The sequence below is a fragment of the Azohydromonas sediminis genome (assembly GCF_003574675.1).
Classification (GTDB): domain Bacteria; phylum Pseudomonadota; class Gammaproteobacteria; order Burkholderiales; family Burkholderiaceae_C; genus Calidifontimicrobium; species Calidifontimicrobium sediminis.
The window spans coordinates 46,805-70,093 of the sequence record NZ_QOAZ01000003.1; the positions used below are offsets into that span (position 1 = coordinate 46,805).

Here is a 23,289-nt window from a genome sequence, read left to right on the forward strand (position 1 = left end):
CGGGTGACGCCGCGTCGCCGGTGCAAGAATCCACGCTTCGCGTCGCGTCGACGACGCGGCCACCCCCATCGCATTCAGGAGTGACTGCATGACCTCGATCCGCAAGATCCCCGCCCTGCGCCCGCTGCTCGCCGCCGCCGCGCTGGCGCTCGCGCTGCCAGCCACGCCGGCGCTCGCGCAGCAGAAGTTCATCACGATCGGCACCGGCGGCGTCACCGGCGTGTACTACGCCGCCGGCGGCGCGATCTGCCGCCTGATGAACAAGGACCGCGCCAAGCACGGGATCCGCTGCTCGGTCGAATCGACCGGCGGCTCGGTGTTCAACATCAACACGATCCGCTCGGGCGACCTCGACTTCGGCGTCGCGCAGTCCGACTGGCAGTACCACGCGATGAACGGCACCAAGGCGTTCGAGAAGGACGGCAAGTTCGCCGACCTGCGCGCCGTGTTCTCGCTGCACCCCGAGCCGTTCACAGTGCTCTCGCGCAAGGAAGCCAACATCACCAAGATCGACGACCTCAAGGGCAAGCGCGTGAACATCGGCAACCCGGGCTCGGGCACGCGCGCGTCGATGGAAGAGCTGATGAATGCGCTCGGCTGGACGGCGCGCGACTTCGCGCTCGCCGCCGAACTCAAGGCCGACGAGCACGGCCCGGCGCTGTGCGACAACAAGATCGACGCCTTCTTCTACGGCGTCGGCCACCCGAGCGCCAACATCCAGGACCCGATCACGACCTGCGGGGCGCGCCTCGTGCCGCTGCAGCACCCGGCGATCGACAAGCTCGTCGCCGGCGCGCCGTACTACGCCAAGGTCAACATCCCCGGCGGGCTGTACGCCGGCCACCCGAACCCAACGCCCACCTACGGCGTGATGGCCACCTTCGTGACCTCGGCCAAGGTGCCCGAGGCGACGGTGTACGAGCTGACCAAGGCGGTGTTCGAGAACTTCGAGGAGTTCAAGAAGCTGCACCCGGCGTTCGGCGCGCTCGACCCGAAGGAAATGATCAAGAACGGCATCTCGGCGCCGCTGCACCCCGGCGCGGTCAAGTACTACAAGGAAAAGGGCTGGATGTAAGCCCCGTGCCGGCGGCACCGGCGCGCGAACCCCGTGCCGCCGTTGCCGGCGCGCCCGAAGGCCCCGCACGGGGCCTTTTTTGATCCGACCGTGCCCGCATCCCGCGAGGAGGAGCCACCCCGATGCTGCGCAAGAACAAGCCCGATATGGCCGAGATCGACGTCGCCCAGCTCGCCGCCGACACCGACACCGGCGGGCGCAACCCGGGCCCGATCGTCGCGAAGCTGATCCTCGTCGTCACGCTGGCGTGGAGCCTGTTCCAGCTGTGGATCGCCTCGCCGCTGCCGTTCGCGCTCGGCGTCGGAGTGTTCAACGACACGCAGTCGCGCGCGGTGCACCTGGGCTTCGCGGTGTTCCTCGCGTTCATGGCGTACCCGGCGTTCGCGCGCTCGCCGCGGCACCAGGTGCCGATCACCGACTGGGTGATCGCCATCGTCGGCGCGTTCTGCGCCACCTACCTGTTCTTCTTCTACCGTGAGCTCGCCACCCGCCCCGGCCAGCCGACCGAGTTCGACCTCGCGGTCGCGATCGTCGGCATCGCGATGCTGCTCGAAGCCACGCGGCGCGCGCTCGGGCTGCCGATGGTGATCGTGGCCCTGGTCTTCCTCGGCTACACCTTCGCCGGGCCGTACATGCCCGACCTGATCGCGCACAAGGGCGCGTCGCTCGCGCGCGCGATGTCGCACTATTGGCTGACGACCGAAGGCGTGTTCGGCGTCGCGCTCGGCGTCTCGAGCGGCTTCATCTTCCTGTTCGTGCTGTTCGGCTCGCTGCTCGACAAGGCCGGCGCCGGCAACTACTTCATCAAGAGCGCGTTCGCGCTGCTCGGCCATATGCGGGGCGGCCCGGCCAAGGCGGCGGTCGTCTCGTCGGCGGCCACCGGCATCATCAGCGGCAGCTCGATCGCCAACGTCGTGACCACCGGCACGTTCACGATCCCGCTGATGAAGCGCGTCGGCTACCGCGGCGACCAGGCCGGCGCGGTCGAGGTCTCGAGCTCGGTCAACGGCCAGATCATGCCGCCGGTGATGGGCGCAGCGGCGTTCCTGATGGTCGAGTACGTCGGCATCCCGTACACCGAGGTGATGAAGCACGCGTTCCTGCCGGCCGTGATCTCGTACATCGCGCTGGTCTACATCGTCCACCTCGAGGCGCTGAAGGCCGGGCTGCAGGGGCTGCCGCGGCGCACGACGTCGACCTTCGGCCAGCGGCTGCTGGCGTTCGGCCTCACCGTCAGCGGCTTCGTCGTGCTCGCCGGCGCCGTCTACTGGGGCATCGGCTGGCTCAAGGCCGCGCTCGGCGACGCAGCGATCTTCGTCATCGGCGTCGGCGTGTTCGCCGCCTACCTCGGCCTGCTGTGGATCGGCACGCGCGAGCCCGAACTCACGCTCGACGACCCGAACGCGCCGGTGTTCGAGCTGCCCGAGACCGGCCCGACGCTGCGCAGCGGGCTGCACTACCTGCTCGCCGTCGTCGTGCTGATCTGGTGCCTGATGGTCGAGCAGATGTCGCCGGCGCTGTCGGCGTTCTGGGCGACGATGTTCATCATCTTCGTGATCCTGACGCAGCGCCCGCTGATCGCGTGGATGCGCGGCCGCGGCGGTCTCGGCGGCGCGTTCGCGCTCGGGCTGAAGGAGCTCGTCGCCGGACTCGAAGCCGGCGCGCGCAACATGATCGGCATCGGCGTGGCCACCGCCGCGGCGGGCATCATCGTCGGCACCGTGTCGCTGACCGGCATCGGCCTCGTGATGACCGAGATCATCGAGATCCTCTCCGGCGGCAACCTGATGCTGATGCTGGTGCTGGTGGCCGTCATCAGCCTGATCCTCGGCATGGGCCTACCGACGACGGCGAACTACATCGTCGTCTCGACGCTGATGGCGCCCGTCGTCGTCGAGGTCGGCGCGCAAAGCGGCCTGCTCGTGCCGCTGATCGCGGTGCACCTGTTCGTCTTCTACTTCGGGCTGATGGCCGACGTGACGCCGCCGGTCGGGCTGGCGTCGTTCGCCGCGGCAGCGATCTCGCGCGCCGACCCGATCAAGACCGGCGTCACCGCGTTCTTCTACAGCATGCGCACGGCGATCCTGCCGTTCCTGTTCATCTTCAACACGCAGCTGCTGCTGATCGGCATCACCGGGCCGCTGCACCTGGCGCTGACGGTGGCCAGCGCGGTGGTCGCGATGCTGGTCTTCGCCGCCGCGACGCAGGGCTACTTCCTCGTCAAGTCGCGCTGGTGGGAGACGGCGGCACTGCTGCTCGTCACGTTTACGCTGTTCCGCCCTGGGTACTGGTGGGACATGGTCTACCCGCCGTACGAGGAGCGCCCGGCCAGCGAACTGATGTCGCTGGTCGAGGCCGCGCCCGCCGGCGAGCGCAAGCGTGTGTGGGTCGAGGGCGTCAACCTCGACGGCAAGGAGATCCGCAAGGGCGTGCTGCTGCCGCTGGGCAACCCCGGGCCGGCACGCGAGCGGCTGCGGCGCATCGGCCTGACGGTGATGACGCTCGGCGACGAGGTGCAGATCGCCGCGGTGCAGTTCGGCTCGACCGCGGAGAAGCTCGGTCTCGAGCAGGGTTTCAGGATCACGCAGATCGAGATGCCCGCCGACCGTCCGCCCAAGGAGTGGATGTATCTGCCGGCACTGCTGCTGCTCGGCGTCGTCGTCGCCGCGCAGCGCGCGCGGCTCAAGCGCGGGCTCGCCTCCCACCCCGCTGCGGCATGACACGCATCGCACTGATCCACGCGCTCGCGCACTCGATCGCGCCGGTCAACGACGCGCTCGCACGCGCCTGGCCCGAGGCGACGCGGATGAACCTGCTCGACGACAGCCTGTCGGCCGACCTCGCCGCATCGCCCACCGGCATCGACGACGCGATGACGCGGCGCTTCCTCGCGTTGGCCGACTACGCGGTCGGCACCGGCGCGCAGGGCATCCTGTTCACCTGCTCGGCGTTCGGGCCGTGCATCGACGCCGTCAAGCGGCGGCACGCGTCGATCCCGGTGCTCAAGCCCAACGAGGCGATGGTCGACGACGCCGCCGCTCTCGCGACCACGCGCGGTGTGCGCATCGGGCTGGTCGCGACCTTCGGCCCGACGCTGCGCTCGATGCCACCCGAGTTCCCGCCGGCGGTCGAGTTGCGCACCGCGCTCGCCGACGGCGCGCTCGACGCGCTGAACCGCGGCGACACGGCGCGCCACGACGAGCTCGCCGCGCAGGCGGCGCGGCACCTCGTCGAGCGCGAAGGCTGCGGCGTGATCGCGCTGGCGCAGTTCAGCCTCGCGCGCGCGCGCCCCCGCGTCGAGGCCGCTTGCGGCGTGCCGGTGCTCACCACCGTCGACAGCGCGGTGCGCGCGCTGCGCGCTCGGCTACACTGACGCCCGTCAGGAGAGAGCCGCGGGCCTTGGCGCCGCGGCCGCCGAAGGCGCAGAGGCTCGCCCTCGAACGCTCAGGCAAAAGGACTGGCGAGCGCTTCCGCAGGAAGCGTCACCACGCTGGAGAGAGACCGCGGCACGCGGTCCACCGAAGGGGCAAGCGGCAGGCGCTTCGAGAGCGCCCCCGCCAATCTCTCAGGTAAAGCGGACAGCGAGGGGCTCCACCGGCACGATGGCGGTGGATCGACGGCCCTTCCGGAGAGCACGATGTCCGCACCGCTTCTGAAGACCCCCCTGCACGCACTGCACGTCGAACTCGGCGCGCGCATGGTGCCGTTCGCCGGCTACGAGATGCCGGTCAACTACCCCGGCGGCATCCTCGCCGAGCACCGCCACTGCCGCGAGTCGGCGGCGCTGTTCGACGTCTCGCACATGGGCCAGGTGCGCCTGGCCGGCGAAGAGGCCGCGGCGGCGCTCGAGTCGCTGGTGCCGGCCGACATCGTCGGGCTCGCGCCGGGCCAGCAGCGCTACGCGCTGTTCACGAACCCCGCCGGCGGCATCCTCGACGACCTGATGGTCACGCGCCGCGTGCACGACGGCGCCGACGACCTGCTGCTCGTCGTCAACGCCGCGTGCAAGGACGCCGACCTGCGCCACCTCGTGACGAACCTCGGCTCGCGCTGCCTCGTGCAGCCGCTGCCCGAGCGCGCGCTGCTCGCGCTGCAGGGGCCGAAGGCGGTGACGGCCCTGTCGCGGCTGAACCCCGCGGTGGCGGCGCTGACCTTCATGACCGGCGGCCAGTTCAATCTCGCGGCGCACGAGGTCGGCCTGCGCGGCGCGGAGTGCTTCGTCACGCGCAGCGGCTACACCGGCGAGGACGGCTTCGAGATCTCGGTGCACCGCGACGACGCCGAGGCGCTCGCGCGCGCGCTGCTCGCGCAGCCCGAGGTCAAGCCCGCGGGGCTCGGCGCGCGCGACACGCTGCGCCTCGAAGCGGGCCTGTGCCTGTACGGCCACGACATCGACGAGAAGACGACGCCGGTCGAGGCCGGCCTCGCGTGGGCGGTCGCCAAGGTGCGCCGCCCGGGCGGCGCGCGCGCCGGGCGCTACCCCGGCGCCGAGACGATCGCGCTGCAGCTCGAGCGCGGCGCGACGATCCGCCGCGTCGGCCTGACCGGCCTCGAGCGCATCCCGGTGCGCGAAGGCGCGGTGCTGCAGGACCGCCGCGGCCACAAGCTCGGCCGCGTCACGAGCGGCACGACGTCGCCGACGCTCGGCGTGCCGATCGCGATGGGCTACGTCAGCGTCGAGCACGCGCAGCCGAACGCCGAGATCTGGGCCGACGTGCGCGGCAAGTTGCAGCCGCTCAAGGTGACGCCCCTTCCCTTCACTCCCCACCGCTACCACCGCGGCTGAACACCCCCGAACCGGAGCCTCCCATGACGACCAAGTTCACCCCCGACCACGAGTGGATCAACATCGAGGACCACGAGGCCGCCGTCGTCGGCATCACGCCGCACGCGCAGGAAGCGCTCGGCGACGTGGTCTACGTCGACCTGCCCGAGGTCGGCCGCACCTACAAGAAGGGCGAGGTCGCCGGCGTCGTCGAGTCGGTCAAGGCCGCGGCCGACGTCTACATGCCGGTCGAGGGCGAGATCGTCGAAGTCAACGAGGCGCTGCGCGCCGACCCGTCGCTGGCCAACAAGGACCCGATGGGCGAAGGCTGGTTCTTCAAGGTCCACGTCACGCACATGGAGCAGTTCGACGAGCTGATGGACCCGCCCGCCTACGACGCGCTGCTGAAGACGCTCTGACCCCCCTCTCACTCCCTCCGACCGCCGCTCGCACGACCCGGGACGCCCCATGCTGATGTCCGCCCTGCCCCCGCTCGCCGAACTCGAGAACGCCGACGAGTTCGTCGCCCGCCACGTCGGCCCGACCGAGGCCGAGCAGCAGCGGATGCTGTCGGCAATCGGCGCGGCGTCGCGGCGCGCGCTGATCGAGGCGGTCGTGCCTGCGGCGATCGCGCGCACGCAGCCGATGGAGCTGCCGCCGGCCGTGCCCGAGGCGCAGGCGCTCGCCGAGCTGAAGGCGATCGCGGCAAAGAACAAGGTGTTCAGGAGCTTCATCGGCCAGGGCTACCACGGCACGCACACGCCCGGCGTCATCCTGCGCAACGTGCTCGAGAACCCGGCCTGGTACACCGCGTACACGCCGTACCAGGCCGAGATCAGCCAGGGGCGCATGGAAGCGCTCGTCAACTTCCAGACGATGGTCACCGACCTGACGGGCATGGCGATCGCCAACGCATCGATGCTCGACGAGGCCACCGCCGCCGCCGAGGCGATGACGCTCGCGATGCGCGTGGGCAAGAGCAAGAGCACGCGCTTCTACGTCGCCGACGACGTGCTGCCGCAGACGATCGAAGTCGTGCGCACGCGCGCGAAGCCGCTGGGCATCGAGGTCGTCGTCGGGCCGGCCGAGGCGTGCGCCGAGGCCGAGTGCTTCGCCGCGCTCGTGCAGTACCCCGGCGTCACCGGCCGCATCCGTGCGCTGCAGCCGCTGGCCGACGCGGTGCACGCGCGCGGCGGCCTGCTGGTGGTGGCCGCCGACCTGCTCGCGCTCGCGCTGCTCGCCCCGCCCGGCGAACAGGGTGCCGACATCGTCGTCGGCACGACGCAGCGCTTCGGCATGCCGATGGGCGCCGGCGGCCCGCACGCCGCCTACATGGCCACGCGCGACGAGTTCAAGCGCTCGCTGCCGGGCAGGCTGGTGGGCGTCAGCGTCGACGCGCACGGGCAACCGGCGTACCGGCTTGCGCTGCAGACGCGCGAGCAGCACATCCGCCGCGAGAAGGCGACGAGCAACATCTGCACCGCGCAGGTGCTGCCGGCCGTGGTCGCGAGCATGTACGCCGTCTACCACGGCCCCGAGGGGCTGAAGCGCATCGCGCGGCGCGTCGCGACCTACACCGCGATCCTCGCCGCGGGACTCGAGGCGATGGGCGTCGCGCTGCGCCACCCCGAGGCCTTCGACACGCTCGAACTGCTCACCGGCGAGCGCACCGACGCGCTGCTCGCCGCGGCCGAGTCGCGCGGCATGAACCTGCGCCGCGCGAGCGCCACGAGCGTGGGCATCACGCTCGACGAGACGACGACGCGCGCCGACCTCGCCGCGCTGTGGCAGGTGGCGGCGCTCGCCACCGGCTGGCGCGGCGCGCTGCCCGAGGTCGAGCGCTTCGAGACCGGCGTCGCGACGCGCCTGCCCGACGCGCTCGTGCGCCGCAGCGCGTGCCTGACCCACCCGGTGTTCAACACCCACCACAGCGAGACGTCGATGCTGCGCTACCTGCGCGGCCTCGCCGACAAGGACCTCGCGCTCGACCGCACGATGATCCCGCTCGGCTCGTGCACGATGAAGCTCAACGCGACGAGCGAGATGATCCCGATCACGTGGCCCGAGTTCGCGCACGTGCATCCGTTCGCGCCGGCCGACCAGCTCGCCGGCTACGCCGAACTGAACGCGCAGCTCACCGCGTGGCTCGCGCAGGCCACCGGCTACGCCGGCATCAGCCTGCAGCCCAACGCCGGCTCGCAGGGGGAATACGCCGGGCTGCTGGCGATCAAGGCCTGGCACGAGGCGCGCGGCCAGGGCCACCGCGACGTGTGCCTGATCCCCGAATCGGCGCACGGCACGAACCCGGCGAGCGCGCAGATGGCGGGCATGAAGGTGGTCGCCGTCAAGTGCGACGCCAACGGCAGCGTCGACCTCGCCGACCTCGAGGCCAAGTGCACCGCGCACGCCGACAGGCTCGCCGCGGTGATGATCACGTACCCGTCGACCTACGGCGTGTTCGAAGCCGGCGTCACGCGGCTGTGCGAGATCGTCCACCGCGCGGGCGGGCGCGTCTACGTCGACGGCGCGAACATGAACGCGCTGGTGGGCATCGCCGCGCCGGGGCAGTTCGGCGGCGACGTCAGCCACCTGAACCTGCACAAGACGTTCTGCATCCCGCACGGCGGCGGCGGGCCGGGTGTCGGCCCGGTGTGCGTCGTCGAGGACCTGGTGCCATTCCTGCCGGGTCACGGCGACACGAAGGCGCCGGTGGGCGCCGTCAGCGCCGCGCCGCTGGGCAACGCGGCGGTGCTGCCGATCAGCTGGATGTACATCCGCATGATGGGCGCCGACGGGCTGCGCACCGCGACCGAGGTCGCGATCCTCGCGGCCAACTACGTCGCGGCGCGCCTGGCGGACCACTACGACATCCACTTCAGCGGCGGCGTGCCGGGCCTCAAGGGCGGCGGCGTCGCGCACGAGTGCATCCTCGACCTGAGGCCGCTCGCCAAGACGAGCGGCGTCAGCGCCGAGGACGTCGCCAAGCGGCTGATCGACTACGGCTTCCACGCGCCGACGCTGAGCTTCCCGGTGGCCGGCACGCTGATGGTCGAGCCCACCGAGAGCGAGTCGCTGGCCGAGCTCGACCGTTTCTGCGACGCGATGATCGCGATCCGCGGCGAGATCGCGAAGATCGAGCGCGGCGAGTGGCCGCAGGACGACAACCCGCTGAAGCACGCGCCGCACACCGCAACCGCGCTCACCGCGAGCGACTGGACGCACCCGTACACCCGCGACGAGGCCGCCTACCCGCTGCCCGCGCTGCGCCAGCGCAAGTACTGGGCCCCAGTGAGCCGCGTCGACAACGTGTACGGCGATCGCAACCTGTTTTGCAGCTGCGTGCCGCTTGGGGATGACACGCCGGCCGCACGCTGAGCGTCGCGCGAACCGCTGCAGCCAAAGAAAACGGCCCTTGCGGGCCGTCGCTGGCGGAGACGGAGGGATTCGAACCCTCGATGCAGGTTTTGCCCGCATACTCCCTTAGCAGGGGAGCACCTTCGGCCTCTCGGTCACGTCTCCAGCACGAAGTGTCGGATTCTAGCCCCGGACGCCGCCCGGCGCGCGGGCGTCAGGCCGCGGCGGCTTCCTGGTCGAGCTCGAACGCGCGGTGCAGTGCGCGCACCGCGAGCTCCATGTACTTCTCGTCGATCACGACGCTGGTCTTGATCTCGCTGGTCGAGATCATCTGGATGTTGATGCCCTCTTCGCTGAGCGTGCGGAACATCTTCGCCGCGACGCCGACGTGGCTCTTCATCCCGATGCCGACGATGCTGACCTTGCAGATGCGCGCGTCGCCGATCACTTCGCGCGCGCCGAGCGCCGGCACGACCTTTTGCTTGAGCAGGTCCATCACGCGGGCGTGGTCGTTGCGGTGCACGGTGAACGAGAAGTCGGTCTTGCCGTCGTGCGATACGTTCTGGATGATCATGTCGACGTCGATGTTGGCGTCGGCGACCGCGCCGAGGATCTGGTACGCAATGCCCGGCTTGTCGGGCACGCCGAGCACGGTGACCTTGGCCTCGTCGCGGTTGAACGCGATGCCCGACACGACGGCTTGTTCCATCTTCTCGTCCTCTTCGAAAGTGATCAGCGTGCCCGACTTCGCTTCCTCGTCGATCGGGATGTCCCAGTCGGTGAAGCTGGAGAGCACGCGCAGCGGCACGCGGTACTTGCCGGCGAACTCGACCGAGCGGATCTGCAGCACCTTCGAGCCCAGGCTCGCCATCTCGAGCATTTCCTCGAAGCTGATCGTGTGCAGCCGCCGCGCCTCGGGGACGATGCGCGGGTCGGTCGTGTAGACGCCGTCGACGTCGGTGTAGATCAGGCACTCGTCGGCCTTCAGCGCGGCGGCCACCGCCACCGCCGACGTGTCGCTGCCGCCGCGGCCCAGCGTCGTGATGTTGCCGGCGTCGTCGACGCCCTGGAAGCCGGTGATGATGACGACGCGCCCGGCGTCGAGGTCGGCCCTCACGCGTGCGTCGTCGATGCTCGTGATGCGCGCCTTCGTGTACGCCGAGTCGGTCCTGATCGGCACCTGCCAGCCGGTGTAGCTGATCGCGTCGATGCCCTCGGCCTGCAGCGCGAGCGCGAGCAGCCCGACCGAGACCTGTTCGCCGGTCGACGCGATCATGTCGAGCTCGCGCAGCACGCGCTCGTCGACCTTCGCCGGCTGCAGTTCCTTCGCGAGACCGAGCAGGCGGTTCGTCTCACCGCTCATCGCCGACGGCACCACGACCATGCGGTGCCCCGCGCGCGCCCACTTGGCGACGCGCTTGGCGACGCTGCGGATGCGCTCGGTCGAGCCCATCGACGTGCCGCCGTACTTGTGAACGATCAATGCCATGACGACGCGACGCGTGCGCTGCACGCGCCCAGATGCGAGATGCGCGAAACTGCGGATTCTAGCGGCCCGCCCTTCGGCGGCCTGACGTCAGCCGGCGCCGCGGCGCCAGCGCAGCGCGACCTGCGGCGTGCCGGGCGCCGCGCGCACGCGCGCGTCGATCCCCAGCCCTGGCACGAACAGCAGGCGCCCGTCGGCGCCGTACAGCAGCGGCCCGCTACGCTGTGCGGCCGCGACGCCGGCGGCTTGGTACTGCTTCTTCAGGCTGCGCGCGATGCCGCCCGGCGCCGCCTGGAAGCGCTCGCCGCCGCGGCGCACGCGCAGTTCGCAGCGGCGAAGGTGCTCGAGCGCGACGCCCCCGGCGTCGACCGCGACGACCTCCAGCCACCCGCCCCACGCGGGCAGCGCGTGGCAGCCGGGGCCCGTGATCGACAGCGCCGTCGCGCCCGAGGGCGCGGCGCGCGGGGGCGCTGCACGGTCCACACCCAGCCGGCCGCGGTACAGGTGCACCTCGCCACCACCCGGCAGCGGCCAGCGCGCCGACGGCGTGCGGCCTGCCTCGGCCAGCAGGCGCTCGACGACGGTCGCAGCCGCGCCGCGGCCCGTGCGCACGCGCAGCCACGCGCGCAGCGCGTTGCGCCGGCGCGCGGGTGTCAGCGCGCGCCAGGCGTCGAGCCGCAGCGCCCCATCGGCGTCGCAGGCCGAGGCCAGGTCGGCCGCCGCGACTTCGTCGAGGCAGGCCTGCGCGGCCTGCGCCTCGCGTGCGGCGGCGGCCAGCGCCGCGTCGGCGCCTTCGAACGCGGCGCGCAGCGCCGGCATCACGCGCGTGCGCAGGCGGCTGCGCGCGTACGCGGCGTCGGCGTTGCTCGGGTCGTCGACCCAGCGCAGCCGATAGCGGCGCAGGTAGGCGTCGATCGCGGCATCGTCGTGGTCGAGCCAGGGCCGTGCCCACACGAGCCCGTCGCGCTCGACGCGCTGCGGCATCGCGGCCAGACCCGCTGGCCCGGCGCCGCGCAGCGCCTGCAGCAGGAAGGTCTCGGCCTGGTCGCGCCGGTGGTGCGCGAGCAGCACGAGCGACGCGCCGGCCGCGCGTGCCATCGCGGCCAGCGCGGCGTAGCGCTCGCGCCGCGCCCACGCCTCGACGCTGTCGCCAGCACCCGGGCGCGTCGCCAGGCGCGCGGCGACGAAGCGCACCGGAAGCCCTCTGGCGGCCCAACGGTCGCATTGCGCGCGCACGTGCGCGAGCCATGCATCGGCCTGCGGCTGCAGGCCGTGGTGCACGTGCAGCGCGACGACGTGCACGCCAAGCCTGGCGGCCGCGTGCACCGTCGCATGCAGCAGCGCCGTGGAGTCGCTGCCGCCGCTGGCCGCGACGGCGACGACCGGTGGGGTTTCAGCGCTCCTTCGTGTCGCTGAAGCGGCCATACGACTGCAGGCGCTCGTAGCGGCGCTGCAGCAGGTCCTTGGTCTTCAGGTCCGCGACCTGGCGCAATGCCTCGCCGAGTGCGCGCTTGAGGCTGGCGGCCATCGCCTTCGGGTCGCGGTGCGCGCCGCCCACCGGCTCGTTGACGATCTTGTCGATCAGCCCGAGCGCCTTCAGACGGTGCGCCGTGATGCCCAGCGCCTCGGCGGCGTCGGCCGCGCGCTCGGCCGTCTTCCACAGGATCGACGCACACCCCTCGGGCGAGATCACCGAATAGACCGAGTACTGCAGCATCAGCACCTGGTCGGCGACGCTGATCGCCAGCGCGCCGCCCGAGCCGCCCTCGCCGATGATCGTCGTGACGATCGGCACCTCGAGCTGCGCCATCTCGAAGATGTTGCGCCCGATCGCCTCACTCTGCCCGCGTTCCTCGGCGCCGATGCCCGGATACGCGCCCGGCGTGTCGACGAACGTGAACACCGGCAGGCCGAACTTCTCGGCCAGCTTCATCAGCCGCAGCGCCTTGCGGTAGCCCTCGGGGCGGCTCATGCCGAAGTTGCGCGCGGTGCGCTCCTTCGTGTCGCGGCCCTTCTGGTGACCGATGACCATGCAGGCCTGGCCGTTGAAGCGCGCCAGGCCGCCGACGATCGAGAGGTCGTCGGCGAACGCGCGGTCGCCGTGCAGCTCATGGAAGTCGGTGAAGATCTCGGCGACGTAGTCGAGCGTGTACGGGCGCTGCGGGTGGCGCGCGATCTGCGTGACCTGCCACGGCGTCAGCGTCGCGTAGATCTCTTTCGTCAGCTGCAGGCTCTTCTTGTCGAGGCGGTCGATCTCCTCCGAGATGTCGACCGCCGACTCGTTCTGCACGAAGCGCAGCTCCTCGATCTTCTTCTCGAGTTCGGCGATCGGCTGCTCGAAGTCGAGGAAATGGCGTCGGCTCATCGCATCGGTCCTCCGCGTTGTCGTCAGTAGTCGACCGGCACCGGGTCGAGGCTGCGCCAGACGTACCACGTGGCCACCGAGCGGTACGGTGCCCACGCCTCGCCGACCTCGCGCGCCTCGGCCCGCGACACCGGCTCGCCGCTAAAGTAGTTGACGCTGATGCCGCGCAGCAGGCCGAGGTCGTCGAGCGGCAGCACGTTCGGGCGCAGCAGGTGGAAGATCAGGAACATCTCGGCCGTCCAGCGGCCGATGCCGCGGATGGCCACCAGCTCGTCGATGATGGCCTCGTCGTCCATCGCCGGCCAGTCGTCGACGTGGACGGTACGCTCGACGAAGTGCGTCGCGAGGTCGCGCACATAGTCGGCCTTGCGCGCCGACAGGCCCGACGCGCGCAGTTCGTCGATGCCGAGCGCGAGCACGCGCCGCGGGTCGACGGTGGCGCCGCCGTCGACCGCCGCGACCAGCCGCTCCCACACCGACTGCGCCGCCTTGACCGAGATCTGCTGGCCGACGATCGAGCGCGCGAGCGTCGTGAACGCGTCGCCGCGGCTGCTCAGCCGCGCCTGCCCGAAGCGCGGGATCAGCTTGCGCATCACGCGGTCGCGCCGCGCCAGGTGCTTGCAGGCGTCGTCCCAGTAGTCGGGCGTCACGGCCGCGGCCGGCGTCGCTGCCATCGTGTTCAGGCCCTGACCCAGGTCGTGCCCTGCGGACCGTCCTTGAGCACGATGCCCTGCGCGGCGAGCTCGTCGCGGATGCGGTCGGCGAGCGCGAAGTCGCGCGCCTTCTTGGCCTGCGCGCGCTCGGCGATGCGCTGCTCGATCGCCGCGGCATCGGTGTCGCCGCCTTGCAGGTACGCGCGCGGCGCCTGCTGCAGCAGGCCCAGTGTCGCGCCGAGCGCCTTGAGCTGTGCGGCGGCCGCAGCCGAGCGGCTGCGGTTGACCTCGCCGGCCAGCTCGAACAGCACGGCCAGCGCGGCCGGCGTGTTGAAGTCGTCGTTCATCGCGGCGCGGAACGCCGCCGGCGCCGGTTGCGCCCAGTCGAGCGCGCTGTCGTCGGGCGGCACCGCGTCGAGCGCGGTGTACAGCCGCCGCAGCGCGTGGCGCGCGTCGTCGAGGTGCGCGTCGCTGAAGTTGAACGGGCTGCGGTAGTGCGTGCGCAGCAGGAAGAAGCGCAGCGTCTCGCCGTCGGTGGTCTTCAGCACGTCGCGGATCGTGAAGAAGTTGCCCAGCGACTTGGACATCTTCTCGTTGTCGACGTTGAGGAAGCCGTTGTGCATCCACAGCCGCGCGAACGGCTTGCCGTTGGCGGCCTCGCTTTGCGCGATCTCGTTCTCGTGGTGCGGGAACTGCAGGTCCAGACCGCCGCCGTGGATGTCGAAGGTCTCGCCGAGCAGCGCGCAGCTCATCGCCGAGCACTCGATGTGCCAGCCCGGGCGGCCGGGGCCGAACGGGCTCGCGTACTTCGCGTCGTCGGGTTCGTCGGCCTTGGCGGCCTTCCACAGCACGAAGTCGAGCGGATCGTCCTTGCCTTCGTGCACCGCGACGCGCTCGCCGGCGCGCAGTTCGTCGAGCGACTTGCCCGACAGCTTGCCGTAGCCGGCGAACTTGCGCACGGCGTAGTTGACGTCGCCGCCCGGCGCGCGGTATGCGTAGCCCTTGCGCTCGAGCGTGCCGATCATCGCGAGCATCTGCGGCACGTAGTCGGTCGCACGCGGCTCGTGCGTCGGCAGCAGCAGGCCGATCGCGCCGATGTCGGCGTGCATCGCGGCGATCATCTCGTCGGTGAGCTGGCGGATTGGGATGCCGCGCTGCAGCGCGCGCTGGATGATCTTGTCGTCGATGTCGGTGATGTTGCGCACGTAGGTCACGTCGTAGCCGAGCGTGCGCAGCCAGCGGTAGACGACGTCGAACGCCGTCATCATCCGTGCGTGCCCCATGTGGCACAGGTCGTAGACCGTCATGCCGCACACGTACATGCGCACCTTGCCGGCCTCGAGCGGTGCGAAGGCCTCGACCGTGCGGGTCAGCGAGTTGTGGATGCGCAGTGTCATTCGCGGGGCGGGCAAAGCGAACGGCCTCCTGAACAAGTCTGTCGTCGGAGGCCGCTCGTTAGAATCGAATCAGTATAGCGGCGCGGTCGCGCGGCTTGGGAGTCGGTTGGCGATGAAGGCAGTGATCACGACGGCGGTGCTGGCAGCGGCGCTGGCCGCGGCACCCGCATGGGCGCAGAAGGTCAGGCTCGCGACGACGATGGGCGACATCGTCGTCGAACTCGACGCTGCGAAGGCGCCCAAGACCGTCGACAACTTCGTGCAGTACGTCAAGGCCGGGCACTATGACGGCACCGTGTTCCACCGCGTGATCCCGAACTTCATGATCCAGGGCGGCGGCTTCACACCCGACATGACGCAGAAGGCCACGCGGGCGCCGATCCCGCTCGAGAGCCGCAACGGCCTGTCGAACGTGCGCGGCACGATCGCGATGGCGCGAACCGCGGTGCCCGACTCGGCGACCGCGCAGTTCTTCATCAACGTCGTCGACAACGCGTTCCTCGACCAGCCCAATGCGCGCGACGGCGCGGGCTACGCCGTGTTCGGCAAGGTCGTCGCCGGGATGGACGTGGTCGACAAGATCCGGGCCGTGCCCACCGGCAACCGCGGTCCGCACCGGAACGTCCCCCTGCAACCCGTGGTCATCACGAAGGCCACCCTGGAGAACTGAAATGACCAAGACCGTCGAGATGACGACCAGCGCCGGCACGATCCGCCTCGAGCTCGACGACGCGAAGGCACCGCAGTCGGTGGCCAACTTCATCGACTACGTCAACAAGGGCCACTACGACGGCACCGTGTTCCACCGCGTGATCAAGGGCTTCATGATCCAGGGTGGCGGCTTCGAGCCCGGCATGAAGCAGAAGCCCACCGGCGCGCCGATCGCCAACGAGGCCGCCAACGGACTGAAGAACGAGCGCTACACGATCGCGATGGCGCGTACGTCGGCGCCGCACTCGGCCACCGCGCAGTTCTTCATCAACACGGTCGACAACGACTTCCTGAACTTCAAGTCGCAGACGCCGCAGGGCTGGGGCTACGCGGTGTTCGGCAGGGTCGTCGCCGGCACCGAGGTCGTCGACGCGATCGAGGGCGTCAAGACGGGCCGCCGCGGCATGCACGACGACGTCCCGCTGGAAGACGTCGTGATCCACAAGGCGACCGTCGTCGGCTGACGCGATGCAGCCGGGCTGGCAGCTGCCGAGCCTGTTCGAGCTGTCGGCGCCGCCTGCGTGGCAGGCGGTCGAGTTCATCTCCGACCTGCACCTGTGCGACGCCGCTTCGCCCACGTTCGCCGCGTGGGCCGATTACATGCGCACGACGACCGCCGACGCGGTGTTCATCCTCGGCGACCTGTTCGAGGCCTGGGTCGGCGACGACGCGCGCAGCGAGCCGTTCGAGGCGGCGTGCATGGACGTGCTCGCCGACACCGGCTGCCGCCGCCAGCTCGGCTTCATGGTCGGCAATCGCGACTTCCTCGTCGGCGCCGCGACGCTGCGCGACGCCGGTGCGATCGCCTTGCGCGACCCGACGCTGCTGACGGCGTTCGGCGAGCGTGTACTGCTCACGCACGGCGACCTGCTGTGCCTCGACGACGTCGAGTACCAGCGCTTTCGCGCACAGGCGCGCAGCGACGCGTGGCGTGCCGCCGCGCTGGCGATGCCGATCGCGCAGCGCCGCGTCGTCGCGCGCCAGATGCGCGACGCGAGCCAGCAGCGCCAGCAAGGCGCCGAGACCACGCGCTGGACCGACATCGATCCCGGCGCGGCCGTGGCCTGGCTGCACGCGGCGGGCAGCCGGCACATGGTCCACGGCCACACGCACCGGCCGGGCGACGAAGAACTCGCGCCCGGCTACTGGCGCCACGTGCTCAGCGACTGGGACGCCGAGGCCGATCCGCCACGCGGCGAAGTGCTGCGCCTGACGCGTGCCGGCTTCAGCCGGCACCCGCTGCGCCGCCGATGATCGGCCGCCTGCTGCGCCGCTGGCAGCAGCACCGCGAGCAGCGGGCGCTGGCACGGCGCGAGATCCCCGAGGCGCTGTGGCAGCGCACGCTGCGACGCTACCCGTTCCTCGCCCGGCGCAGCGACGCCGACCTGCGCGAGCTGCGGCGCCTGTCCAGCCTGTTCCTCGACCGCAAGGAGTTCAGCGGCGCCGGCGGCTTCGTCGTCGACGACGACACCGCGGTGGCCGTGGCTGCGCAGGCTTGCCTGCCGGTGCTGAGGCTCGGCCTCGGTGCCTACGACGGCTTCGTCGGCATCGTGATCCACCCGGCGCCGGTCGTCGCGGCGCGCGCCGTGACCGACGAGACCGGCGTCGTGCACCAGTACGACGAGGTGCTCGCCGGCGAAGCGATGGAAGGCGGCCCCGTGATGCTCAGCTGGGCCGACGTCCGTGACGCCGGCGCGACGGCCGGCGAGGGCTACAACGTCGTGATCCACGAGTTCGCGCACGTCATCGACATGATCGATGGCGAGGCCGACGGCGTGCCGCCGCTGCCCGACGCGAAGGCGCTCGCGCACTGGCGCGAGGTCATGCAGTACGAGTACGACCGCTTCTGCGAGCGTGTGGCCTGCGGCCACGACACCGTGCTCGACCCCTACGGCGCCGAGGCGCCGGGAGAGTTCTTCGCCGTCGCCAGCGAGGCGTTCTTCGTCGCCCCGCAGGCGCTCAAAGAAGAACAGCCGGCGCTGTACCGGCTGTTCGTCGACTTCTACCGCCAGGACCCGGCCGCGATGGCCTGAGCCACCGGCCCCACGTCACGCGGTGGCCGGTTCGGCCTTCGGCTTGTCGCTCCTTTTCGGGTCGATGTCGAGCTTGACCTCGCCGGCCTCGTCGATGTCGACCGTCAGGCGCCCGCCGTCGACCAGGCGGCCGAACAGCAGCTCGTCGGCCAGCGCACGGCGGATCGTGTCCTGGATCAGGCGCTGCATCGGGCGCGCGCCCATCAGCGGGTCGAAGCCCTTCTTCGCCAGGTGCTTGCGCAGCGCGTCGGTGAACGTGACCTCGACCTTCTTCTCGGCGAGCTGGCTCTCGAGCTGCAGCAGGAACTTGTCGACCACGCGCAGGATGATCTCCTCGTCGAGCGGCTTGAAGCTGACGATCGCGTCGAGGCGGTTGCGGAACTCGGGCGTGAACAGGCGCTTGATGTCGGCCATCTCGTCACCCTGCTCGCGCTTGGTCGTGAAGCCGATCGTCGCCTTGTTCATCGTCTCGGCGCCCGCGTTGGTCGTCATGATGATGATGACGTTGCGGAAGTCGGCCTTGCGCCCGTTGTTGTCGGTCAGCGTGCCGTGGTCCATCACCTGCAGCAGCACGTTGAAGACGTCGGGGTGCGCCTTCTCGATCTCGTCGAGCAGCAGCACCGCGTGCGGCTTCTTGCTGATCGCCTCGGTCAGCAGCCCGCCCTGGTCGAAACCGACGTAGCCCGGCGGCGCGCCGATCAGGCGACTCACCGCGTGGCGCTCCATGTACTCGGACATATCGAAGCGGATCAGCTCGATGCCGAGGATGTACGCGAGCTGCTTGGCGACCTCGGTCTTGCCGACGCCGGTCGGGCCGCTGAAGAGGAACGAGCCGATCGGCTTGTCGGGCTTGCCTAGCCCCGAGCGCGCCATCTTGATCGCGGCGGCGAGTGCGTCGATCGCCGGGTCCTGGCCGAAGACGACGCTCTTGAGGTCGCGGTCGAGCGTCTTGAGCTTGCTGCGGTCGTCGCTCGAGACGGACGCCGGCGGGATGCGCGCGATCTTCGCGACGATGTCCTCGACCTCGGCGCGCGTGATCGTCTTCTTCTGCTTGTTCTTCGGCAGGATGCGCTGCGCGGCGCCCGCCTCGTCGATCACGTCGATCGCCTTGTCGGGCAGGTGGCGGTCGTTGATGTACTTGGCCGACAGCTCGGCAGCCGCCTGCAGCGCACCGAGCGCGTACTTGACCTGGTGGTGGTCCTCGAAGCGGCTCTTCAGCCCCTTGAGGATCTCGACCGTCTGCTCGACCGACGGTTCGACGACGTCGATCTTCTGGAAGCGCCTCGACAGCGCCGCATCCTTCTCGAAGATGCCGCGGTACTCGCTGAACGTGGTCGCGCCGATGCACTTCATCTGCCCGCTCGACAGCGCCGGCTTGAGCAGGTTGCTCGCGTCGAGCGTGCCGCCCGAGGCCGCGCCGGCGCCGATCAGCGTGTGGATCTCGTCGATGAACAGAATCGCGCGCGGCTGCTCCTTGAGCTGCTTGAGCACGCCCTTGAGGCGCTGTTCGAAGTCGCCGCGGTACTTCGTGCCCGCCAGCAGCGCGCCCATGTCGAGCGCATAGACCGTCGAGTCGGCCAGCACCTCGGGCACCTCGCCCTGCGTGATGCGCCAGGCCAGCCCCTCGGCGATCGCGGTCTTGCCGACACCGGCCTCGCCGACGAGCAGCGGGTTGTTCTTGCGCCGGCGGCACAGCACCTGGATCACGCGCTCGACCTCGTGTTCACGGCCGATCAGCGGGTCGATCTTGCCCTCGCGCGCGAGCGCGTTGAGGTTCTGCGTGAACTGGTCCAGCGGCGAGCCCTTGCCCTCGCCCGCTTCTTCCTTGTCGCTCTCGGCGCTGCTGCTGCCCTCGCTCGACTTGCTCGGCTCGGACGGCTCCGACTTCTTGATGCCGTGCGCGATGTAGTTGACGACGTCCAGCCGCGTGACGCCCTGCTGGTGCAGGTAGTAGACGGCGTGCGAGTCCTTCTCGCCGAAGATCGCGACCAGCACGTTGGCGCCGGTCACCTCCTTCTTGCCGCTGCCGGTCGACTGCACGTGCATGATCGCGCGCTGGATCACGCGCTGGAAGCCGAGCGTGGGCTGCGTGTCGACCTCCTCGGTGCCGCCGACGGTCGGCGTGTTCTCCTTGATGAACGTCGTCAGGCTCTTGCGCAGGTCGTCGATGTTGGCCGCGCAGGCACGCAACACCTCGGCGGCCGACGGGTTGTCGAGCAGCGCGAGCAGCAGGTGCTCGACGGTGATGAACTCGTGCCGCTGCTGGCGCGCCTCGACGAACGCCATGTGCAGGCTGACTTCCAGTTCTTGCGCGATCATGCGGCCTCCATAATGCACTGCAATGGGTGGCCCGCCCGCTTCGCGGTGGCCAGCACCAGTTCGACTTTCGTCGCCGCGACGTCCTTGGTGTAGACGCCGCACACGCCACGCCCCTCATGATGGATCTTCAGCATGATGTGGGTGGCGGTTTCCAAATCGTGCCCGAAATACTGCTGCAGCACCATCACGACGAACTCCATCGGCGTGAAGTCGTCGTTCAGCATGACGACTTGGTACATGCGCGGTGGGGCCGTCTTCTGCGCCTGTCGCTCGGCGACGACCGCACCTTGCCCCTCGTCCGTGCGCGGGATCGCACCGGGTGTGCGGGGTGGCTTCGAGGCATTCGAAGGCATGCCAACGATTCTATAGAGTCGGTTTCGGGGCACGACGATAGGGGATGTTGCACCGTTCGTGCCCGCTTCAAGGTCCGATCAGCGCTGCGGGCGACCCTCGTTTCGGCGTCGTCGGCCGTGTCCAGGCGGCGAGTTGACAAGGGTCAAGCAGAGCGACAGGCCCGAAATCGTCTAGGACGAAACGTAGACAAAGGGTTGCCGAGCTTGACACCCGCCGAAACGCAGCAAGAGAATCTTCGCCCCGATACCGCAGTCAGAAAGGGCAGACCATGGCCATCGGCACCGTCAAATGGTTCAACGACGCGAAGGGTTTCGGCTTCATCGAGCCCGAAGGGGGAGGCGCGGACGTGTTCGCCCATTTCTCGGCGATCCAGATGGAGGGGTTTCGCACCTTGAAGCAGGGCAGCCGCGTGAGCTACGACCGCGTCCAGGGCCCCAAGGGCGATCTGGCGCAGAACATCCGGCCGCTCGATGCCGCCGACGCGACACGAGCGAAGGGCGCGACGTCGGGCGCGACGGTCGGTTCCTGACGATCCCGATCACCGGTTCGAAAGCACGCGGGCCCGCCGACTGGCGGGCCCGCATCGCTTCTGGCATCGACACCTCGCGTCACGGCGCGGCAGCACCGCGCGACGGCGTCCTCACATGTGGTCGATCATCACCTGGCCGAAGCCCGAGCAGCTGACCTGCGTGGCGCCCTCCATCAGGCGCGCGAAGTCGTAGGTCACCTTCTTGCTCTGGATGGCCTTCTCCATCGAGCTGATGATGAGGTCGGCCGCCTCGGTCCAGCCCATGTGGCGCAGCATCATCTCGGCCGAGAGGATCTCGGAGCCGGGGTTGACGTAGTCCTTGCCGGCGTACTTCGGCGCCGTGCCGTGCGTGGCCTCGAACATCGCCACCGAGTCACTCAGGTTGGCCCCCGGCGCGATGCCGATGCCGCCGACCTGCGCCGCCAGCGCGTCGGAGATGTAGTCGCCGTTGAGGTTCAGCGTCGCGATGACGCTGTACTCGGCCGGGCGCAGCAGGATCTGCTGCAGGAAGGCGTCGGCGATCGAGTCCTTGATGACGATGTCCTTGCCCGTCTTCGGGTTCTTGAACTTGCACCACGGGCCGCCGTCGATCGGCTGCGCGCCGAACTCGCGCTGCGCCAGCGCGTAGCCCCAGTCGCGGAAGCCGCCCTCGGTGAACTTCATGATGTTGCCCTTGTGCACGAGCGTCACGCTGGGCTTGTCGTTGTCGATCGCGTACTGGATCGCCTTGCGCACCAGGCGCTCGGTGCCCTCGATCGACACCGGCTTGATGCCGATGCCCGAGGTCTCGGGGAAGCGGATCTTCGTGACCCCCATCTCCTCGATCAGGAACTTGATGAGCTTCTTCGCCTTCTCGCTCTTGGCCTCGTATTCGATGCCGGCGTAGATGTCTTCCGAGTTCTCGCGGAAGATCACCATGTCGGTCTTCTCGGGCTCCTTCAGCGGGCTGGGCACGCCCTTGAAGTAGCGCACCGGGCGCAGGCACACGTACAGGTCGAGTTCCTGCCGCAGCGCGACGTTCAGCGAGCGGATGCCGCCGCCCACCGGCGTCGTCAGCGGCCCCTTGATCGAGACGACGTAGTCGCGCACCGCGTGCAGCGTCTCCTCGGGCAGCCAGACATCGGGGCCGTAGACGCGCGTCGACTTCTCGCCGGCATAGACCTCCATCCAGTGGATCTTGCGCTTGCCGGCGTAGCTCTTCTCGACCGCCGCGTCGACCACCTTGAGCATCACCGGCGTGATGTCGACACCGGTGCCGTCGCCCTCGATGTACGGAATGATCGGGTGGTCGGGCACGTTGAGCGAGAAGTCGGCGTTGACGGTGATCTTCTGCCCGCTCGCGGGCACCTTGATGTGCTGGTACATGAAAGCGCTCTCCGTGGTGTCGTTGGCTGCGCGTGCGCCGCGCCCGAGCGCGGCATTCTATGTCCCGCGCTGTCGGCGCCCTGACAGCCGGGCGCGCGCCCCGCGCTCAGCCCAGGCAATAGGCGAGCACGCGCGCGCCGACGTCGTGGAACAGCGCCCAGCCCGACGCCGCGGCGAGGCCGAGCCCCGCCAGCCGCACGGCGCCGCCGCTGGCCAGCCAGCCCGCGCCCGGGGCACCGAGCCGCCACCACAGCGTCGGGCCGACCCACAGGCCGACGGTGGTGCCGACGGCGAACGCCGCCATGATTGCGGCTCCGCCGACCGCGGTGTTGCCCAGCGCGGCCATCACCAGCGCCGAGTGCAGCAGCCCGCAAGGCCACGCCAGCCACAGGGAACCGGCGGCGGCGGCCTTGGCCACCCCCGCGTGGCTTCGACCGCTGGCGCCCGCACCGGCGACCGCGGCACCACGCACGCCGCTGAGCGGGCCGACGACCGGCTGCGTCGCGGCCGGCATCGCGGCTGCCGCCAGCCCGCGGGCTGTGCCGCGGCCGATGTTCTCGACGAAGGCGGGCTGCCGGCCGGTCCACAGCAGCCACACGCCGAGTCCCAGCGCGGCGGCGTGGACGAGCGTCCACAGCGGCCGCAGCGCCGGCGACCACGCGGCGAGCATGGCCAGCGCGCCGACACTGCCGGCCGCGATGGCGCCGCCGGCGGCGTAGCTCAGCAGCCGCCCGAGATGCAGCGCCAGCAGCGCGCGCTGCGGCCGTGCACCACCACAGCGCCCGGCGATCCCGGTGCAGGCCGCGCCGCACATCGCCACGCAGTGCGGCGATCCGGCCAGGCCCATCAGCAGCGCACTGAGCGCGAGCGCCGTGTCCACGCG

The 23,289-nt window shown here is 70.3% G+C and carries 20 protein-coding genes, 1 tRNA gene and 2 riboswitches; of the genes, 11 read left to right on the plus strand and 10 right to left on the minus strand.

Features of this window, described 5'->3' with window-relative positions; translation table 11 throughout:
- Window positions 1-88: 88 nt before the first annotated feature.
- The 6 genes from DRV96_RS02920 (at window position 89) to gcvP (ending at window position 9,215) form a co-directional block, all read left to right on the plus strand.
- Window positions 89-1,075 (plus strand): TAXI family TRAP transporter solute-binding subunit, encoded by a 987-nt coding sequence (locus DRV96_RS02920; RefSeq protein ID WP_119287556.1) that lies wholly within the window; start codon window positions 89-91, stop codon window positions 1,073-1,075.
- 122 nt (window positions 1,076-1,197) lie between these two features.
- Window positions 1,198-3,795 (plus strand): TRAP transporter permease, encoded by a 2,598-nt coding sequence (locus DRV96_RS02925; RefSeq protein ID WP_119287558.1) that lies wholly within the window; start codon window positions 1,198-1,200, stop codon window positions 3,793-3,795.
- Window positions 3,792-4,448, plus strand: coding sequence for an aspartate/glutamate racemase family protein (locus DRV96_RS02930; RefSeq protein WP_119287560.1), 657 nt, complete (start codon window positions 3,792-3,794; stop codon window positions 4,446-4,448). Before DRV96_RS02925 ends, DRV96_RS02930 begins: the two co-directional genes overlap by 4 nt.
- Window positions 4,446-4,545: riboswitch (glycine riboswitch) on the plus strand. It overlaps the preceding gene by 3 nt.
- A gap of 10 nt (window positions 4,546-4,555) precedes the next feature.
- Window positions 4,556-4,667: riboswitch (glycine riboswitch) on the plus strand.
- A gap of 45 nt (window positions 4,668-4,712) precedes the next feature.
- Window positions 4,713-5,861, plus strand: a complete 1,149-nt coding sequence (gene gcvT, locus DRV96_RS02935) for a glycine cleavage system aminomethyltransferase GcvT (RefSeq protein ID WP_119287563.1) — start codon at window positions 4,713-4,715, stop codon at window positions 5,859-5,861.
- Window positions 5,862-5,884: 23 nt separating this feature from the next.
- The gene (gene gcvH, locus DRV96_RS02940) at window positions 5,885-6,259 is read left to right on the plus strand and encodes a glycine cleavage system protein GcvH (RefSeq protein ID WP_119287566.1); all 375 of its coding nucleotides are present in this window, start codon (window positions 5,885-5,887) and stop codon (window positions 6,257-6,259) included.
- A gap of 49 nt (window positions 6,260-6,308) precedes the next feature.
- Complete coding sequence (gcvP, locus tag DRV96_RS02945; RefSeq protein ID WP_119287568.1) at window positions 6,309-9,215, plus strand: aminomethyl-transferring glycine dehydrogenase; 2,907 nt, start codon at window positions 6,309-6,311, stop codon at window positions 9,213-9,215.
- Window positions 9,216-9,266: 51 nt separating this feature from the next.
- Here gcvP and DRV96_RS02950 read toward each other — a convergent pair.
- The 6 genes from DRV96_RS02950 to cysS all read right to left on the minus strand — a co-directional run bounded on the left by DRV96_RS02950 (window position 9,267) and on the right by cysS (window position 15,095).
- Window positions 9,267-9,359, minus strand: a tRNA-Ser gene (locus DRV96_RS02950).
- A gap of 49 nt (window positions 9,360-9,408) precedes the next feature.
- Complete coding sequence (locus DRV96_RS02955; RefSeq protein ID WP_119287786.1) at window positions 9,409-10,683, minus strand: aspartate kinase; 1,275 nt, start codon at window positions 10,681-10,683, stop codon at window positions 9,409-9,411.
- Between the two features lie 87 nt (window positions 10,684-10,770).
- Window positions 10,771-12,105 (minus strand): tRNA lysidine(34) synthetase TilS, encoded by a 1,335-nt coding sequence (gene tilS / locus DRV96_RS02960; RefSeq protein ID WP_119287570.1) that lies wholly within the window; start codon window positions 12,103-12,105, stop codon window positions 10,771-10,773.
- Window positions 12,074-13,045: an acetyl-CoA carboxylase carboxyltransferase subunit alpha gene (locus DRV96_RS02965; protein WP_119287572.1), complete on the minus strand. Its 972-nt coding sequence runs from the start codon at window positions 13,043-13,045 to the stop codon at window positions 12,074-12,076. The genes tilS and DRV96_RS02965 overlap by 32 nt, the downstream gene beginning before the upstream one ends.
- A 23-nt stretch (window positions 13,046-13,068) precedes the next feature.
- A complete protein-coding gene (locus DRV96_RS02970) occupies window positions 13,069-13,719 on the minus strand; it encodes a DNA-3-methyladenine glycosylase family protein (protein ID WP_119287575.1) in 651 nt (216 codons plus the stop codon).
- 5 nt (window positions 13,720-13,724) lie between these two features.
- On the minus strand, window positions 13,725-15,095 hold the full coding sequence (gene cysS, locus DRV96_RS02975) for a cysteine--tRNA ligase (protein WP_119287577.1): 1,371 nt from the start codon (window positions 15,093-15,095) through the stop codon (window positions 13,725-13,727).
- Between the two features lie 112 nt (window positions 15,096-15,207).
- On the opposite strand from cysS, the gene DRV96_RS02980 reads away from it, so the two are divergent.
- The 4 genes from DRV96_RS02980 to DRV96_RS02995 are packed head-to-tail and all read left to right on the plus strand — an operon-like array spanning window position 15,208 to window position 17,839.
- Window positions 15,208-15,765, plus strand: a complete 558-nt coding sequence (locus tag DRV96_RS02980; RefSeq protein WP_119287579.1) for a peptidylprolyl isomerase — start codon at window positions 15,208-15,210, stop codon at window positions 15,763-15,765.
- Between the two features lies 1 nt (window position 15,766).
- Window positions 15,767-16,270, plus strand: a complete 504-nt coding sequence (locus tag DRV96_RS02985) for a peptidylprolyl isomerase (protein WP_119287582.1) — start codon at window positions 15,767-15,769, stop codon at window positions 16,268-16,270.
- A gap of 4 nt (window positions 16,271-16,274) precedes the next feature.
- A complete protein-coding gene (locus tag DRV96_RS02990; protein ID WP_119287584.1) occupies window positions 16,275-17,060 on the plus strand; it encodes a UDP-2,3-diacylglucosamine diphosphatase in 786 nt (261 codons plus the stop codon).
- On the plus strand, window positions 17,057-17,839 hold the full coding sequence (locus DRV96_RS02995) for a M90 family metallopeptidase (protein WP_119287586.1): 783 nt from the start codon (window positions 17,057-17,059) through the stop codon (window positions 17,837-17,839). The genes DRV96_RS02990 and DRV96_RS02995 overlap by 4 nt, the downstream gene beginning before the upstream one ends.
- Before the next feature lie 15 nt (window positions 17,840-17,854).
- Here the strand turns inward: DRV96_RS02995 and clpA are convergent, their stop codons facing one another.
- Both clpA and clpS read right to left on the minus strand, forming a co-directional pair.
- Window positions 17,855-20,158, minus strand: coding sequence for an ATP-dependent Clp protease ATP-binding subunit ClpA (gene clpA, locus DRV96_RS03000; RefSeq protein WP_119287588.1), 2,304 nt, complete (start codon window positions 20,156-20,158; stop codon window positions 17,855-17,857).
- Window positions 20,155-20,511, minus strand: a complete 357-nt coding sequence (clpS, locus tag DRV96_RS03005; RefSeq protein WP_119287590.1) for an ATP-dependent Clp protease adapter ClpS — start codon at window positions 20,509-20,511, stop codon at window positions 20,155-20,157. Before clpS ends, clpA begins: the two co-directional genes overlap by 4 nt.
- A 269-nt stretch (window positions 20,512-20,780) precedes the next feature.
- Between clpS and DRV96_RS03010 the strand changes: the two genes are divergently transcribed.
- Entirely contained in the window at window positions 20,781-21,041 is a 261-nt protein-coding gene (locus DRV96_RS03010; protein WP_119287593.1) for a cold-shock protein, read from the plus strand.
- A 111-nt stretch (window positions 21,042-21,152) separates the two neighbouring features.
- Here DRV96_RS03010 and icd read toward each other — a convergent pair whose 3' ends face one another.
- Both icd and DRV96_RS03020 read right to left on the minus strand, forming a co-directional pair.
- Complete coding sequence (gene icd / locus DRV96_RS03015) at window positions 21,153-22,406, minus strand: NADP-dependent isocitrate dehydrogenase (RefSeq protein WP_119287595.1); 1,254 nt, start codon at window positions 22,404-22,406, stop codon at window positions 21,153-21,155.
- 106 nt (window positions 22,407-22,512) lie between these two features.
- Window positions 22,513-23,286, minus strand: a complete 774-nt coding sequence (locus DRV96_RS03020; RefSeq protein WP_119287598.1) for a sulfite exporter TauE/SafE family protein — start codon at window positions 23,284-23,286, stop codon at window positions 22,513-22,515.
- Window positions 23,287-23,289 lie beyond the last annotated feature (3 nt).